Origin of the sequence: Rhizobium mulingense, assembly GCF_029194105.1 — a bacterium.
Classification (GTDB): domain Bacteria; phylum Pseudomonadota; class Alphaproteobacteria; order Rhizobiales; family Rhizobiaceae; genus Rhizobium; species Rhizobium mulingense.
This window is the reverse complement of sequence record NZ_JARFVE010000015.1, coordinates 111,542-126,947: the sequence shown is the minus strand read 5'-3', so window position 1 is coordinate 126,947 and position 15,406 is coordinate 111,542. Positions and strand designations below refer to the sequence as shown.

Below are 15,406 nucleotides of genomic sequence, written 5' to 3'. Positions count from 1 at the left end.
GTCTGGCAAACTATTTTGATTTTAAATCAGGATTTAAACTACCAAATCGTGGTTAGGGCGCGTAGATACATCTATATTTGTGATATCGTCATTCGGATTAATGATATTTTTTAATCATCAAGACTTGTAGATGAGCGTAAATTTCAATCAGATGCGCTTTATTTGATCTTCTCGAGGTTCTTAACGCGATATATTGATGTATTTTTGTTTTTTCAACTAATTGTAATCTCGATATTTACGTTGACTATTGGAGATGTAATTTGACTTGGATATTAAGGTAATATAAATGGTGCGGTGCAGCATTTTTGTCGTTATTCGAGTATTGGAGTTATGCGCATGGACGGGGTGACACACGCATCAGATCGCAGGGCCGGCATCGGCAAGCCGACGATATCGGCCAGCGGCGGCATTCATCTCGGCAGCCGCATCGTGCTTGACGATGAATTTCTTTCCTGCCGGTCGAGCGTCCGGCGTTTCCGGCGCGGCGAGGTCATTGCCGGGGCCGGCGTCCTTATCGATATGTTCGCGCGCGTGCATTCCGGGGTGGTTAACGCAAGTACGATGCTGCCCGACGGCAGGGAATTCATTGTCGAGATCATTCCGAAATCAGGCCTGATCGGCGAGCTCGAGGTTCTGCGCAGGCAGACGGTAAGCCTCGAATACCGAGCGGGCTCCAACTGCGAGCTGCATTTCTTCGAAGGTCGCCTGTTGCGCGACAAGTACGCCAGTGATGCCTCCTTCCGCGAAAAGGTTTTTTCCAGGGCGCTGGCGCGTATTTCGGAGCTTGAACTCCGGATCATTTCGAATGCGGCGTCGAGCCTGCAGTCGAGGCTAGCCAGCACACTGCTGCGGCTTTCGGCTGTTTATGGAAAAGACGTTGTAAACAGCGGGGACGAACTGATCATCTCCCAAAATGACCTGGCCGCGACGCTGCCGGCGTCGCGCGAGAAGGTCAATCAATCCCTTCGGCGCCTGCGGGAAGGCAAGATCATTGACGGGGGGCAGGGCAAGATCCGCATTCTCAACCGCAAGGCGCTTGAAGCCTGTGCCAACGGCGCGGTTTTGGTGAAGTAATGCGCCCGTCGCTTTCCGAGGGTCTTCGATCCACCGCAAGCATTGGCCGCCTTCCCGGCCCACGCACGGCAAAGATCGATCGCGTGGTCGTGATTGACGACTATTCGGTGGCCAAAGGCGGTGCGACAGCCCTGGCGGTACTGTCTGCCAAGCTTTTTCGCGGGCTCGACATCCCCGTGACCTATATCAGCGGGGATGATGCGGCCAATGCGGAGCTTGTCGCACTCGGGATCTCGATGTTCGGGCTGAACAGCCGCGACCTGCTCAGCGCCGAGCGTGCGAAGGCATTCGTCACCGGCATTCACAACGGCGCCGCCGTCCGCATGGCGGCGAACTGGATTGCCGAAAAAGATACCGTCAACACCGTCTACCATGTGCATGGCTGGCACCAGATCCTGTCCCCCGCGATTTTCAAGGCACTGGCGCCGGTCGCCGGACGGTGCGTGGTTCACGCCCATGATTTCTTCACGGCCTGCCCCAATGGCGCCTTCTTCGACTATCAGTCGCAGGAAATCTGCCTACGGCGCCCGCTTGGCGGAGGCTGCATTGCGACGGCTTGCGACAAGAGAAGTTATTCGCACAAATTGTGGCGGGTTGCCCGCGGCTCGAATATCCTTCGGCTGCTGAAGGGTCAGGCTGAATTCGGCCGGATCATCCTGCTGCATGAGAAGATGGCGAGTTTTCTGGTCGGCGCCGGCTATCGGCCAGAACGGCTGACGACGATCCGCAATCCCGTCGCTCCACTCTCCATCAACCGCATCGAAGCGGAAGCCAACGACGAGTTCGTGTTCATCGGACGGCTGGACGAGGAGAAAGGCGTTGAGGACGCCGTCGCCGCCACGCGCCGAGCCGGTGTCAGGCTCTGCGTGATCGGCGACGGGCCGCTGATGCCGCGGGTCGCAGCGTCGGGAGATCATGTCAGGGCAATCGGCTGGCAGTCGCATGCGGAGATAGGCCCGATCATCCGCAAGGCGCGTGCGCTGTTGATGCCCTCGCGCTATCCCGAGCCGTTCGGTCTCGTCGCTATCGAAGCGGCAAGAAGCGGTCTGCCCGTCATCATGTCGCGCAGCGCCTTTCTCGCCGAAGAAATGGAAAGAGCCGGCATGGCACTTGCCTGCGACACCGCCGATGAAAGTGCCTTTGCCGATACTTTGACGCGGTTCAGTCAAATGCCCGCGCAAGAGGTCCGCGCCATGAGCGAGCTGGCCTTCCGGCTGTCGCCGGATCTCGCCACGACACACGAGGAATGGCGCGATGCGCTTCTTGCCGAATATTACAGCCTGATTTCGACGAATGCGGTTTCCGAGCCGGCAGACGGTGTGGCGATACAAGGAGTATTCAGTTGACCCTTAAAGCAGCGACCTCTCTTCCCGACGCGAGGCTATTTTTGACCGATGCGCCTGTTATGACGAAAAGACGCGTCACCGAGGCCGGAACCTCAAAAGAGAGCGGGCAACTTCGTGTCGCCATCGTACATTACTGGCTCGTTTCGATGCGCGGCGGCGAGAAGGTTCTGGAAGAGCTGTGCCGGATGTTCCCGCAGGCCGACATCTTCACCCTCGTCTGCAACCGGGATCGCATCAGCGATTTTCTGAAGACGCGCAACATTCGCACGTCCTTCCTGCAGAAGATCCCCGGCGCTCAGCGACACTACACCAAGATGCTGCCGCTGATGCCCTTTGCGCTTGAGCAGTTCGATCTGCAGGATTACGACCTTGTGCTGTCGAGCGAATCCGGCCCCGCCAAAGGCATCATCACACGCGCCGACGCCCTCCATGTCTGCTACTGCCATTCGCCGATGCGCTACATCTGGGATCAGTTCCATGTCTATCGCCATGGCCTGCCCTGGGTGGGACGTGCCCTGATGTCAATTACCGCGCCCGTGCTGCGCGCCTGGGACGTGACGACGTCCTCACGCGTCGATGTGTTCGTCGCCAACTCCGAATATGTCGCAAGCCGCATCCGACGGTTCTACGATCGGGACGCCGTCGTTATCCATCCGCCGGTTGCGACCGACGATTTTGCCGTGGGCAAGGGGAAAGGCGAATTCTACCTCTATGCGGGACAGCTAACTACCTACAAGCGGCCGGATATCGCCGTGCGCGCCTGCACCGAGGCCGGCCGGAAACTGGTGGTGATCGGAGAGGGCGAACAACTCCCTTACCTGAAGTCGATCGCCGGGCCGACCGTTCAGTTTCTCGGCCATCAGCCTTTCAACGTGCTGCGCGATCACCTGTCGCGATGCAGGGCCTTGTTGTTTCCGGGCACGGAGGATTTCGGCATCCTGCCGGTTGAAGCGATGGCATCAGGGCGGCCGGTTTTGGCCTTCGATGCGGGCGGCGCCCGGGAAACCGTATCCGCGCCGCAGGTCGGCTTTCGCTTCGCTGAGCAGACGACGGAAGCCCTTTTGGAAACGATGGCAGCATTCGAAGAGGTCGAGGACGATATCGATCCGCATGCAATCCGCGCGCATTCGCTGAAATTCTCCTCGGCCGTATTCCGCGATCGCCTGTCCGGTCTCATTGAGCAACAACTGTCCAGCCACAGAGACGGAGCAGCCGGCGTCTTCAGAAGACGGCCGGGTTGAGGGGGAAAGAACGCAGCAGCCCGCCTTGCAGCCCCGACCGCCGTCTCAACCCCTCGACGAGAAATAGATAAACCGATCATGTCAAGCGTATCTCAGAGGACGGCGACCGCGAGCATCTGGACGATCAGTGGAAAATTCCTCGCGCGGATGCTCGATTTCGTCAGCCTCCTTGTCCTGGCAAGGCTGCTGAGTCCTGCGGATTTCGGCCTGGTCGCCATCGCGACGTCGGTCCTGGTTATCGTCGAGGCAATCCTGGACCTGCCGTTGACCCAGGCGCTGATGCGTCAATCGTCGCCTTCGGACGAGATGTTCGCCACGGCCTTCACCCTCAGCCTGCTGAGAGGGCTGGCCATCAGCCTGCTGATGATGATCATCTCCTGGCCAATGGCGCTGGTCTACAACGATCCTCGGCTTTTCGCCCTTGTCGCCGTTCTCGCGATCGCGCCTGCGATGCGCAGCGTGGTCAGCCCGCGCATGGTTCTTTTCATGCAGCGGTTCGATTTCAAACGCGAGTTCGCGCTCGACCTCATCGCCAAGGGATCGACGTTGCTGTTCGGAGTGGGGGTAGCTGTGGCAACAGGCAGCTATTGGGGGCTGGCGATCGGAGCGGTCGCCGGCCCGACCGCGGCGATGATCACCTCCTATGTTCTTGCGCCGATGCGACCGACGTTCAGCCTTTCCGAATGGAAGCATTTTCAGGACATGATCAGCTGGAATACGGTGTCGCAGGTGTTGAGTTCGATCAACTGGCAACTGGACCGGCTGCTTCTGCCGCGTTTTACCGGCCTGTCGACGTTCGGCGCCTTCAGCGTCGCCGACAATATCGCCGGTATTCCGTATCAAACCTTCGTCGGACCGTTGCTGCGCCCGCTGATGGCGGCCTTCTCCACGGTCGAAGATCGCCGCAACCTGATCGCCGCCTATCTGAAGGCGACGAATGCGATCACCTTCGTCGCGGCACCCATTCTCATTGCACTTGCCCTTCTCGCCGAGCCGACCGTGCGCATCCTCGTCGGCGAGAAGTGGGCATCGGCCGCGCCAATTCTGCAGTGGCTGTGCCTTGTCAGCCTGCTTGGTCTTCCGACAAACATGATGCCGCCATTGGCGATGGTCATGAACAATACCCGTTATGTCGCTCTCAGGATGTTTGTCGAGTTCGCCGTCAGGGTACCGGTCACCATTCTGGGCATCGGCTATTTTCAGGTGGCGGGGGCACTCGGCGCGCGGATCGTGGCAGTCCTCGTCGCCTATGGCGCATCGCTTGTCATCACACGGCGGCTGATCGGCGCAAGTTTTGCCACGCAACTGAATTCCTTTATCCGTCCGCTGGCCGCGAGCCTGCCGATGATCGCCTTCCTGCTCTGGGTGGGGCCGATGCTCGTCGCCATGCCTGTCGGCGTCACTCTTGTCGTCTGCGTCGCGCTTTGCGGCGGGGTGGCAGCGGGCATTTTCTGGGTTGGCGCGCTACTGCTGTGGCACATGGTCGGAAGGCCCGACGGCATTGAGGCCATCGTCGTTCAAAGGCTGATGCCGCGACGGAACGAGGTTCTCACCTCATGATCGGGGCAAATGCCCCCGACGATTTGGTTGAAGCGTTTTCAAGGGAATAACAATGCGTTACGGGATATCTGCCAAGTGGCTCGGTCTGCTCGTCGTACTCGGTCTAGGCGCGCTGCCCGGCCAGCCTAGCGTGGCCCAGGAACCGCTCAATATTGATGCATACCAGCTGACATTCGACGAGAGTTTCGACAGCCTCGACGTTTCGCCCTGGGGAGAGAAAAGCTCCCGCTGGATCGCTCATACGCCCTGGAACGGCGATTTCGGTGATGCCCGTTTCACTGATCCGGCTCCCGGCTTTCCGTTTACCACCGATCAGGGAATTCTGAAGATCGAAGCACGCAAGGAGGCCGATGGCACCTGGCGTTCAGGCTTGCTGTCGTCAGTGAACCCGAAGGGCGAAGGTTTCTCGCAGCAGTTCGGCTATTTCGAAGCACGGATGAAGCTGCCGCCGGGCAAGGGCGTCTGGCCGGCCTTCTGGCTCATCGGGCTCGACCGGTCGAAATACACAGCCGAGATCGACGTGCTGGAATATTACGGCCGCGCGCCTTACGAATTCAGCATGGGTTTTCATATCTGGCGTCAGAGCCAAGGCGGCCAGAACTCGACCGGCGGCTATTGGAAAACGGTCGAGGACGGAATTCTAAACAGCGAGTATCATACCTACGGCGTCGATATCCAAGCCGACAGGACGACCTTCTATTTGGATCGGCAATACCTTTGGAGCTTCGAAACCCCGAAGGAGTTCCACATGCCGTTCTATCCGCTGGTCAATCTGGCGCTCGGCTCGGGATGGCCGATCGATGAAACGCCGAATCCTTCCATTCTGCTCGTCGACTATATCCATGTTTACAAGCGAAAGCCCGCCGACGCGGCGAATTGAACGAGGAGCTCAGGGTGCCATGGTCGGCCTATTGCTCCTTGAGGCAGCTGAGACCGGTTTCCAGGTCGAAGAGATGCATCGCCTCCTCGTCGAAGAAGAGGGTGAGCGTTTCGTCGTCGCGGATCGGCGTGCGCGGCGGTAGGCAAGCCATCAGCCGCTGATTTCCGGCAAGGGCGGTGACGACGAGTTCTGGACCGGTCAGCTCGGCGACCTCCAGGGTTGCCTCGAGCGACGGGCCGGCGCCGTCCGTGCGCAGGGCCTCGGGGCGGATGCCGAGGACGAGTTCGCGGCCATTGACGGCGGCTTCGGCGAAGCGGGTCGGTAGGGGCAGGCTGGCATCAGAACCTGCAATCGCCAGCCGGCCATCGCGCACTGTCGCCTTCAGCAGGTTCATCGGCGGAGCGCCGACGAAGGTGGCAACATAGAGTGTTGCCGGATGGTTGTAGATTTTCTCAGGCGAGCCCAGCTGCTCGATACGGCCGTCGCGCATGACGGCGATGCGGCTTGCAAGGGTCATCGCCTCGATTTGATCATGGGTTACATAGACGACCGTGGTCTTCAGCATCTGATGCAGCCGCTTGATCTCAGTGCGCATCTCCATGCGCAGCTTGGCGTCGAGATTGGAGAGCGGCTCGTCGAAGAGAAACACTTCCGGCTTACGCACCAGCGCCCGGCCGATCGCGACGCGCTGGCGCTGGCCGCCGGAGAGCTGGCTCGGTTTGCGGTCGAGAAGGTTTTCGATCTGCAGGAGTTTCGCGGCATCGCGCACGGCCTTGTCGCGCGCGGGCGCCGGCACCTTGCGCATTTCCAGGCCGAAGCCGATGTTCCGGTGCACCGTCAGATTGGGATAGAGCGCATAGGATTGAAAGACCATGGCGATGTCGCGGTCCTTCGGATGTACTCCGAGCACCGACCGCCCACCGATCCTGACGTCGCCGCTCGTCGCCTCGGCAAGGCCGGCAATGATGTTGAGGAGCGTGGACTTGCCGCAGCCCGACGAGCCGAGCAGCACGAGGAATTCGCCGCTTTCCAGCGAGATGTCGATGCCTTTCAGCGTTTCCACTTCGCCATAGGTCTTGCGGATGTTTTCAATGTCGAGCGCGCTCATGACATGGGCTCCTGAGGAGCCGATGGCTCGCCATAGCTGCGGGGAAGGGTGGAAATGGCGCGCGAGGCGACCTGTGTCCCTGCCGCCAGGCAGGAAGCCAGCGGCTTGCCGTCTGCCAATGCTGCCAGGAAGCCGGCATTGAAGACATCGCCGGCGCCGATCGTATCGACGACCTTGACGACGGGTGCAGTTGCGGATGCCGGCAGGCCGTCCGGCCCGATGGCGATGGCGCCGTCCGGGCCGCGCTTGACGACGACGATCACGCCCTCCGGCATATGCGACCTGATCTCACGGGCGGCTTCGAGCGGATCGGCGATGCCGGCAAGCGTCGTCGTCTCGACCTCGTTCAGGAGTGCGATGCCGCTGCGCGAAAGCCAGGCGCGGGCGGCCGCGCAATTTTTTTCGGTCCAGCCGTCGAGCGGCCAGCCGGTATCGAGTGCGACGGTGATGTCGTGGCTGTCGGCCCAGTCGAAGAAAGCGTCATATTCGCTCGCCAGGTCGTTAGTCAGAAAGCCGCCGCAGAGAAGCGCGTACCCACCGCGCAGCCTTTCGCCGTCGATGACGGCGAAGACGTCGGCGAGGCTGAAGCGCGGCAGGTGGCCGGTCGTCGTGAAGAAAGTACGCTCGCCGTCCGGATGGGTGATGCCGACGGAAAGCGTCGTTTTCTCGGGGCGCGCCGGCCACTTCTCGGAACGCCGGCCGAAGGCTTCGGCCAGCCAGCGGCCGAACTGGTCGCTGCCGATATTGGCGGCGATCTCGAATTCGATGCCGAGCGCCTGCCAGGCGAGCGCGCTGTTGCCAGCGGAGCCGCCGACGCGGAGCTCGTCGTGATCGACGATGATTTCCGTGCCGGCCTTCGGCCAGGGGGCGGCCGGTCCGAGGATGAGATCGACATTGACGTTGCCGATGACTGCAAGCGGCCGCATTCATTCACTCCGGGTAATCTTGGTGGAGCGGATCGGCGTTCCGGCATTCTCCACGCGGGTTCCTGCAAAGGCGATCATCAGCCGCTGGGCGACCGGCAGCATCGCGAAGATCGCGGCAAGCCCCGTCGCTGGCGCAAAACGGATCGTCACCGCCCCTGTGACGGGGGCTTCGCTCGAGGCGTCGAACAGGATGACGGGCGCGCCGGTCTCGACGGCGGATACCGCCATGGTGGTGACGAGGCCGGCGGTCTCGTCGAAGCCGCGAAACAGTACGACGCCAATCTCCGGCCCCAGCATTTCCATTGGGCCATGGCGCAGCTGGCCGCCTTCGAGGGAGAAGCAGGGCCGTCGCGAAAGCTCCGTCAACCCGAGGGCCAATGCCTCGGCGACACCTTGCAGGCGGCGGCCGGAGGTGACGACGGTCACGACGTTTTCCAGTGCGGAAAGGGCCGCTGAGATGTCGTGGTCTTCCGGCGCCTTGAGGACGGCAAGTGCGGCCGCGGGATCTTCGCCGAGGGCAGTCAAGATCGCGAGATGCAAGGCGAAGGTCACTGTCAGGCTGCGGGTTGCGGCAAAGGCAAGTTCCGTGCCGCCGCTGCCGACCAGCGACGGGGCGGTTCTGGCGAGGAAGGAACTGCCTTCGAGCGTCAGGCCGAAGCTTTCCTCCGTACCGCCGGTTTCGTTGAACCAGCGCACGACTTCGGCACTTTCGCCCGATTGCGAGGTGACGAAGATCGTCCTGCCGGCGATCGGCAGCGGCTGACCGAGCTGCTCGGACAGCGGCAAGGCGACGGCATCGATGCCGAGCGCACGGTAGAGCGGCTCGACGGCGCGGTTGACGGCATGCGAGCCGCCCATGCCGAGCAGTAAAAGCCGGCCGGTCTTCTTCAGCGAGACGGCGGCTCTTGCCGCCACCGGTGCGGCGGCTTCATAAGAGGCGATTGCATCGGCGTGCTGGCGCACCATCTCGCGGTCGATCGCAGCAAGTCCGGCCGGCCGGTTTCTTTCTGTTGTCATCTTCATCCCTTGACGCCGCCGCTGGTGAGCCCTGAAATCAGGGCGCGTTGCATGACGAGGCCGATCAGCACCGGGGGCAGGGCGGCGAGCACGCCTGCCGTGGCGATCAGTCCGTAATCGGAAACGCGGCCGCCGGCGAGATCGGCAATGGCGACGGTCAGCGTCTTGGCGCGCTGGTCCGAGGTGAAGAGCAGCGCATAGAAGAATTCATCCCAGGCCAGCAGGAACGCGAAGAGGCTCGATGTCGCGACCACGGGGGCGGCAAGCGGCAGCGTAATAATTCTCAGCGTCTGGAACAGGCCGGCGCCATCGATCATTGCGGCGGATTCAATCTCGCGCGGGATGGAATCGAAGCCCGATTTCATCAGCCAGGTGGTGAAGGGTGCCAGGATGGTGAGATAGACGAGGGCTAGGCCGAAGACGTTGTTCAGCATGCCGAGATGGGACAGACCCATATAGAGCGGCACGGCGAGTGCTACGGGCGGCAGCATATAGGTGGCGATCACCATCGACAGCGACCATCCCACAGAAGGCGTGCGCGACACCGCCCAGCCGGCCGGAATGGCAAGCGCGATGGCGGCGATGGTCGCCATGCCGGCCACCTCGACGCTGTTGCGCAGCGATGAGGTGAAGGCGGCGCCAGCGCTATTTTCGAGCGTCGACAGCAGGACCTGGTAACGCGAGAAATCCATCGTCTGCGGCCACCAGCGCAGCGGCTTTGCCGCAAGATCGGCGGCCGGCGAAATGCTCATGATGAACAGCCACAGGATCGGAGCCAGGATGACGGCGGCAAGCAGCAGCGCTGAGAGATGAATGAAGGCGGAAAACAGCGGGCTCTGGCGTTCCATCAGACGGCACTCCCGGCGGTCTTGCGCACCAGGGCGGCATAGCCGGCGGCAAGCAGCGTGACCAGCAGCGTGACGATCAATGCCAACGACGCGCCCGAGCCCGCCCGCTGGAAGGAGAAGGCTTCCTGGTACACGAGGATCGAGAGCGTGCGGGTGCTGTTGGCCGGTCCGCCGCGGGTCATGACCCAGATGATGTCGAATACCTTGAAGGCTTCGATCGTGCGCAGCACGAGCGCTACCATCAGCGGGCCGGCGAGATAGGGCAGGATGACGAAGCGGAAGCGGGCGAAGGGGCCGGCGCCGTCAACGAGGGAGGCGGCGGTAATATCGCGCGGCACGGCCTGGAGTGCGGCAAGCGCGATCAGCGCCACCAGCGGGAAGTTCTTCCAGCAGTCGGCGACGATGAGGGCGGCAAGCGCCGTGCCCGGCTCGCCGAGCCAGGAGCGATAGGCATCGAGCAGACCAAGCTGCGTCAACGCCGCGTTGAGCGCACCGTATTCAGGATTATAAATCAGCCGCCAGAGCGTGGCGTTGACGACCGTCGGCAGCGCCCAGGGCAGGATCATCAGGGCGCGGAGCGCAGTGCGGCCGCGGAACTGCTGATTCAGCAGCAGCGCGGCAAGCACGCCGATCACCATTTCGGCGGCGACCGAGACGATCGCGAACCATGCAGTGGTGACCAACGTGCGCTGGAAATTCGAGCCGGAGAGCATCTTGGCGTAATTGTCGATGCCGACGAAATTGCCCTCGGTGCCGACCAGCTTGGCATCGGTGAAAGAGAGGCCGACGGTATCGGCGAGCGGCCAGCCGATGACTGAGATCATGACCATGAGAAGCGGCAGCATCAAAAGCCACGCGCGGGTTGTCAGCCATGTGCCCGACATCGAGGCGACCCTTCTTCATCACAGGTTTGGGAGGCGGGCGGCGACAGGCGCCGCCCGGGGTTCATGCCGGCTTCAGAGGCCGCTGTTTTCGGCAGCAGACTTCAGCGCGTCCTCGGGAGTGGACTGGCCGAGCAGCGATTCCTGGATTGCCTGCTGCAGCGCCGTCGAAAGCTCCTGATATTTCGGGGTCGTCGGGCGCGGATACATGGCGGCGAGGCCGACCTTGGCGGCGGAAATCAGCTCTTCCTGGCCCTTGGTGACACCGGGGTCGTCATAGGAGGAAGCCCAGATCGGCAGGCTGAGCTTGGCGTAGGCGTTCTGTGTGGCCTGCGAGGTCATGAAGGTGATGTACTTCCAGGCCTCGTCGGGATGCTGGCTGGCGGAGGTGATGCCGAGGCCCATCGAGCCGTTGACGGCCGAAGCCTCGCTCTTACCGGCGACGCCCGGCGCCGGCACGACGCCGACCTTACCCGCGACTTTGCTGTCCTTCGGGTCGTTCGCCATGTTGTACATGTAGGTCCAGTTGAGAGCGAAGGCGGCATCACCGTTCTGGAAGACCTTGCGGACGTCCTCTTCCAGGAACTCTTTGGAGTTCGGATTGGTCAGGCCTGACGTGTAGCTGGCCACCATATATTTCAGGGCGTCAAGGCCGCCACCGCTTTGGAAGGCAGGTTTGCCGTCCTTCAGGAAATCGCCACCATAGGCGCTAACCAGCGTGGTATAATCGCAGATTGCCGCTTCGGCCTGCGACCAGCTCCAGGCGATCGGAGTTGCCAGCAGACCCTTGTCCTTGATTGCCTTTGCCTGCTCAGTCAGCTCGTCCCAGGTCTTCGGCGGCGCCTTGATGCCGGCCTTCTCCAGGATTTCCTTGTTGTAGAACAGATATTTGGTGTCGAGGATCCAGGGCATGCCGTAATATTTGCCGTCATACTGTACAGTGGTCCAGGCGCCCGGCAGCACGCCCTTCTTCATCTCGTCGGTGATGCGGGAGGAGACGTCGACCAGCACCTTGTTTGTGGCGTATTCGGCCGGCCAGATGACGTCGAAGAGGACGACGTCGTAGCCGCCGCCGGAACCCTGCGCCAGCACGGTCTTGTCGTGCAGGCCCTCATAGGGAACGAATTCGAGATTGACCTTGATGTCGGGGTTCGCCTTGGCGAAGGCGTCGGTCATGGCGCGCACATCGGCTTCGCTATAGGCGGCCTGCGCCATGAACAGCGCGTTCAGCGTCGTTTCGGCGAAAGCATGCGGGGCAAGGGATGCGCCGATCAAGGCCGCACCCAAAAGCGTCTTATTCAAGGATTTCAGCATTGCAGCCTCCAGTTTTTGACATTTACGCATAGCCGAGGGCGGATTTCCGCCATCGGGTTTTCGAGAAGGCACGCATAAAAAAACGTGCCGGTTCGTCACCTCGGAGCGTCGTTGGAGGCCCTGTACGGCTTCCTGCGTTCCCTGGAACTCTCCGGTTCCTTATTAAGTCAATTGTCTTGACTTATTACTTCTTCAACATTCTACTGGAGTCAAGAGGCAATTGCACATGAATGACAGCAGGCCGATCAGGGCCAAGAGCGGCACCAATCACGAAGGCACCAGCGCGCATAATCGGCGCGTGATAGTCGATGCCTTGAGGATCAATGGTGCGCTCTCGCGCGCCGATCTGGCGCGGGCGACACGGCTGACCAAGCAGACGGTGTCGAATATCATCGAGGAACTCGAGCGCGACGGTCTCGTCAGTTCGCAGGAGGCGGTGCGCAAGGGCAGGGGCCAGCCCTCGACGCCCTTTCGGCTCGTTCCCGGGGGCGCCTTTTCGATCGGCCTGCAGATCGACCGGCATGTGACGCGGGCGGTTGCCGTCGATCTCGTCGGCAGCGTTCTAGTGCGCGCCGAGGCCGCTTTGCCGCCGGGAGGCCCGTCCACTGGAGCGAAGGTCATTCTCGACCTCGTCGCAGGCGTGCGCTCGAAGCTCGCTGGGATCGTCCGGCAATCGGATAAGCGGCTGGTCGGCCTCGGCGTTGCGATGCCCGGTCCTTTTGGGATTGACGGCAGCGGCGACGACCCGTGGATGATGGGGGCCTGGCAAAAGTTTCCCCTGCTGGAAACCCTGGCCGCCGGCACTGGGCTCGATGTCGGACTGCAGAACGATGCGGCGGCGGCTGCGACCGCCGAGCGCATGGTGGGGGCCGCCCACGGCCTCGATAATGCCGTCTGCCTCTTCGTTGGCTACGGCATCGGTGCCGGCCTCATCCTGAATGGTGAACTCTACCGCGGCGCCAACGGCAATGCCGGCGAGATCGGCATGGCGCTGCTCTTTGCCGACGGTAAATCGACGCCGCTCGAACACCGTGCCTCGCTCGCCTCGCTTTACCAGCATCTGTCGGCCGACCCCGCCGATCCCGATCTCCATGCACGCATCGACAACCTCGCCTTGAGAGGCGACCCGAGCATCGAGGCCTGGATCGGGACGGCCGCAGCGGATTTGCGCTGGAGCATCCATCTGATCGAAACGATCTTCGATCCGCAGACGGTGATCCTCTGCGGCAGCGCGCCGGAAGGGCTGGTTAACAGGCTGATTGCGGCGATCGGGCCGCTGCTCCCTTCGATCGCCGAAAGGCGTGGCCGGACCCTTCCGCGCCTGCAGCCCGGCATGGCCGATCCCTGGTCGGTGGCGCTCGGAGCCGCCGCAGGACCGATCAGCCGGGCATTCGATCCGCATTTTGCTGCAATTTTGAAGGATTCCCGCTGATTTCGAGGCTGAAACCGGGCGTTGCGCGGCAGTGCAGCGGCAGAAAAATGGCGCTATATGTAAGTTTCAAGTGACCATTACAAGCGAATAAAGAGGCGCTATCGAAGTATAGTCAAATATTGAAAATCATTGAAACTTATGGGAATTCTGGTATAGATATAACTATTCGGTAGTGCGCTGGGGTGGTTGGCGAGGCTTCTCTCAATATAGCCTTCAGCCGTGGCAGATAACATCCGCATGAAGGTTTCGTGATGGCGCGATTTCGGTTGTTTCGTGTCATGGAATATTCATTGGCCGCGGCAATTTGGACCAGCTAATAGGGCGTGCGCTGAAAGTACGCGTCTCTTTTACGTTCGAGGTTCTCATGCAAGCCAAGCTTCTCGGCGCCGTCGGCGCCCTTCTCGCTACAGCGTTTCTTGCTGGCCCGGCTGCCGCCGCCGAAAAGACCAAGATTGACTTCTGGTTCGGCAATTCCGGTGACATCGCAAAGCGGGTCCAGGAACAGTGCGATCGCTTCAACCAGTCGCAGGCCGATTACGAAGTCGTCTGCACTAGCCAGGGCAGCTACGACGCCTCCCTGCAGAACACTATTGCCGCCTTTCGCGCCGGCAAGCAGCCGACCATCGCTCAGGTTTCCGACGCCGGCACGCTCGACATCATGCTCTCCGGCGCCTACTACCCGGCAAACAAGCTGATGGCCGACATGGGCTACACCGTCGACTGGAACGATTATTTCTCGGGCATCGCAGGCTACTACGCCACGTCGAAGGGCGAGATGTATTCCTTCCCCTTCAACTCTTCGACCGCTCTGCTCTACTGGAACAAGGATGCCTTCACCAAGATCGGCAAGGATCATGCTCCGGCGACCTGGAAGGAAGCCGGTGAGGACTTCAAGGCTCTGAAGGACGCCGGCTATGCATGCCCGCTCGCCTTCGACATCTCCAACAACGAAGTCTGGCAGTACATCGAGCAGTTTGAAGCCATCAACGGCGAGCCGATCGCCACCAAGAAGAACGGCTTCGAAGGCCTCGACGCCGAGCTGGTCTTCAACAAGAACCCGCTTCTCGTCAGCTACATCAAGGACCTCAAGTCCTGGTACGACAACAAGCTCGCCGTCATCAAGAACAAGGCCGTCGGCCAGACCTTCGTCGAAGCCTTCGCTGCCGGCGACTGCCAGGTCATCCTGACTTCGGTCGGCGACCACGGCAATATCGGCCGCACCGCCAAGCAGGGCATGAACTGGGGCGTTGCCATGCTCCCGACCTACGGTGACGCAACCCGTCACAGCTCCTATGTCGGCGGCGCTTCGCTCTGGGTTCTGAAGGGCCATTCGGACGCCGAGTACAAGGCTGCCGCTGCATTCTTCAACTTCATCGCGAAGCCGGAAGAAGCTCTGACTTGGTCGACCGTTACTGGCTACATCCCGGTCCGCAACTCCGGCTTCGAATATCTGAAGAAGCAGGGCTTCTACGACAAAGCGCCTTACGCCGGCCGTGAACTCGCCATTCAGAGCCTGACCGCTTCCCCGGCTGGCGACGCAGCCGCAAAGGGCATCCGTCTCGGCGGACTGCTGCAGGTCCGCACCGAGATCGCCAACGGCCTGCAGGCGATCTTCGTCAACAATGCCGACGTCCAGGCCTCGCTCGACTCTGCTGCCGAACGCGGCAACCAGCTCCTGCGCCGCTTCCAGCAGACCTACAAGAACGTTCAGCTCCCCTGATTTGAGCTGCACCCGGCCCGCCTTGCGCGTGCCGGGTGCGTCTTTGTAAGTTCTCCCAA

13 protein-coding genes are annotated in these 15,406 nt (G+C 61.4%); 7 read left to right on the top strand and 6 right to left on the bottom strand.

Going from position 1 to position 15,406, the window contains the following annotated elements; genetic code table 11:
* Positions 1 to 336 precede the first annotated feature (336 nt).
* The 5 genes from PYR71_RS27220 (at position 337) to PYR71_RS27200 (ending at position 6,101) form a co-directional block, all read left to right on the top strand.
* Positions 337 to 1,074, top strand: coding sequence for a Crp/Fnr family transcriptional regulator (locus tag PYR71_RS27220; RefSeq protein ID WP_183920025.1), 738 nt, complete (start codon positions 337 to 339; stop codon positions 1,072 to 1,074).
* Positions 1,074 to 2,420 (top strand): glycosyltransferase family 4 protein, encoded by a 1,347-nt coding sequence (locus PYR71_RS27215; RefSeq protein ID WP_275621592.1) that lies wholly within the window; start codon positions 1,074 to 1,076, stop codon positions 2,418 to 2,420. The genes PYR71_RS27220 and PYR71_RS27215 overlap by 1 nt, the downstream gene beginning before the upstream one ends.
* Positions 2,417 to 3,661: a glycosyltransferase family 4 protein gene (locus PYR71_RS27210; RefSeq protein WP_275621591.1), complete on the top strand. Its 1,245-nt coding sequence runs from the start codon at positions 2,417 to 2,419 to the stop codon at positions 3,659 to 3,661. The genes PYR71_RS27215 and PYR71_RS27210 overlap by 4 nt, the downstream gene beginning before the upstream one ends.
* A gap of 78 nt (positions 3,662 to 3,739) precedes the next feature.
* Positions 3,740 to 5,221, top strand: coding sequence for a lipopolysaccharide biosynthesis protein (locus PYR71_RS27205; RefSeq protein WP_077994884.1), 1,482 nt, complete (start codon positions 3,740 to 3,742; stop codon positions 5,219 to 5,221).
* A gap of 52 nt (positions 5,222 to 5,273) precedes the next feature.
* Positions 5,274 to 6,101, top strand: coding sequence for a glycoside hydrolase family 16 protein (locus PYR71_RS27200; protein WP_077994883.1), 828 nt, complete (start codon positions 5,274 to 5,276; stop codon positions 6,099 to 6,101).
* Positions 6,102 to 6,129: 28 nt separating this feature from the next.
* On the opposite strand, the gene PYR71_RS27195 is transcribed toward PYR71_RS27200, so the two are convergent.
* The 6 genes from PYR71_RS27195 to PYR71_RS27170 form a co-directional block, all read right to left on the bottom strand.
* The gene (locus tag PYR71_RS27195) at positions 6,130 to 7,209 is read right to left on the bottom strand and encodes an ABC transporter ATP-binding protein (RefSeq protein ID WP_275621590.1); all 1,080 of its coding nucleotides are present in this window, start codon (positions 7,207 to 7,209) and stop codon (positions 6,130 to 6,132) included.
* Complete coding sequence (locus tag PYR71_RS27190; protein ID WP_275621589.1) at positions 7,206 to 8,135, bottom strand: PfkB family carbohydrate kinase; 930 nt, start codon at positions 8,133 to 8,135, stop codon at positions 7,206 to 7,208. The genes PYR71_RS27195 and PYR71_RS27190 overlap by 4 nt, the downstream gene beginning before the upstream one ends.
* On the bottom strand, positions 8,136 to 9,158 hold the full coding sequence (locus PYR71_RS27185; protein ID WP_275621588.1) for an SIS domain-containing protein: 1,023 nt from the start codon (positions 9,156 to 9,158) through the stop codon (positions 8,136 to 8,138).
* Complete coding sequence (locus PYR71_RS27180; RefSeq protein ID WP_275621587.1) at positions 9,155 to 10,000, bottom strand: carbohydrate ABC transporter permease; 846 nt, start codon at positions 9,998 to 10,000, stop codon at positions 9,155 to 9,157. Before PYR71_RS27180 ends, PYR71_RS27185 begins: the two co-directional genes overlap by 4 nt.
* Entirely contained in the window at positions 10,000 to 10,884 is an 885-nt protein-coding gene (locus PYR71_RS27175) for a carbohydrate ABC transporter permease (RefSeq protein WP_275621586.1), read from the bottom strand. The genes PYR71_RS27180 and PYR71_RS27175 overlap by 1 nt, the downstream gene beginning before the upstream one ends.
* A 72-nt stretch (positions 10,885 to 10,956) precedes the next feature.
* Positions 10,957 to 12,195, bottom strand: coding sequence for an extracellular solute-binding protein (locus tag PYR71_RS27170; protein ID WP_275621585.1), 1,239 nt, complete (start codon positions 12,193 to 12,195; stop codon positions 10,957 to 10,959).
* A 226-nt stretch (positions 12,196 to 12,421) separates the two neighbouring features.
* Here PYR71_RS27170 and PYR71_RS27165 point away from each other — a divergent pair, with 226 nt between their 5' ends.
* Both PYR71_RS27165 and PYR71_RS27160 read left to right on the top strand, forming a co-directional pair.
* A complete protein-coding gene (locus PYR71_RS27165; RefSeq protein ID WP_275621584.1) occupies positions 12,422 to 13,627 on the top strand; it encodes an ROK family transcriptional regulator in 1,206 nt (401 codons plus the stop codon).
* A gap of 364 nt (positions 13,628 to 13,991) precedes the next feature.
* Entirely contained in the window at positions 13,992 to 15,347 is a 1,356-nt protein-coding gene (locus tag PYR71_RS27160) for an extracellular solute-binding protein (protein ID WP_183911897.1), read from the top strand.
* Positions 15,348 to 15,406: the final 59 nt, after the last annotated feature.

What these genes read in the sequence shown, in the direction of transcription:
- PYR71_RS27205 (WP_077994884.1), top strand. Translation starts at nt 3,740, where the DNA reads ATGTCAAGCGTATCTCAGAGGACGGCGACCGCGAGCATCTGGACGATC.
- PYR71_RS27195 (WP_275621590.1), bottom strand. Translation starts at nt 7,209, where the DNA reads ATGAGCGCGCTCGACATTGAAAACATCCGCAAGACCTATGGCGAAGTG.
- PYR71_RS27165 (WP_275621584.1), top strand. Translation starts at nt 12,422, where the DNA reads ATGAATGACAGCAGGCCGATCAGGGCCAAGAGCGGCACCAATCACGAA.
- PYR71_RS27160 (WP_183911897.1), top strand. Translation starts at nt 13,992, where the DNA reads ATGCAAGCCAAGCTTCTCGGCGCCGTCGGCGCCCTTCTCGCTACAGCG.
- PYR71_RS27180 (WP_275621587.1), bottom strand. Translation starts at nt 10,000, where the DNA reads ATGGAACGCCAGAGCCCGCTGTTTTCCGCCTTCATTCATCTCTCAGCG.
- PYR71_RS27220 (WP_183920025.1), top strand. Translation starts at nt 337, where the DNA reads ATGGACGGGGTGACACACGCATCAGATCGCAGGGCCGGCATCGGCAAG.
- PYR71_RS27200 (WP_077994883.1), top strand. Translation starts at nt 5,274, where the DNA reads ATGCGTTACGGGATATCTGCCAAGTGGCTCGGTCTGCTCGTCGTACTC.
- PYR71_RS27175 (WP_275621586.1), bottom strand. Translation starts at nt 10,884, where the DNA reads ATGTCGGGCACATGGCTGACAACCCGCGCGTGGCTTTTGATGCTGCCG.
- PYR71_RS27185 (WP_275621588.1), bottom strand. Translation starts at nt 9,158, where the DNA reads ATGAAGATGACAACAGAAAGAAACCGGCCGGCCGGACTTGCTGCGATC.
- PYR71_RS27215 (WP_275621592.1), top strand. Translation starts at nt 1,074, where the DNA reads ATGCGCCCGTCGCTTTCCGAGGGTCTTCGATCCACCGCAAGCATTGGC.
- PYR71_RS27170 (WP_275621585.1), bottom strand. Translation starts at nt 12,195, where the DNA reads ATGCTGAAATCCTTGAATAAGACGCTTTTGGGTGCGGCCTTGATCGGC.
- PYR71_RS27190 (WP_275621589.1), bottom strand. Translation starts at nt 8,135, where the DNA reads ATGCGGCCGCTTGCAGTCATCGGCAACGTCAATGTCGATCTCATCCTC.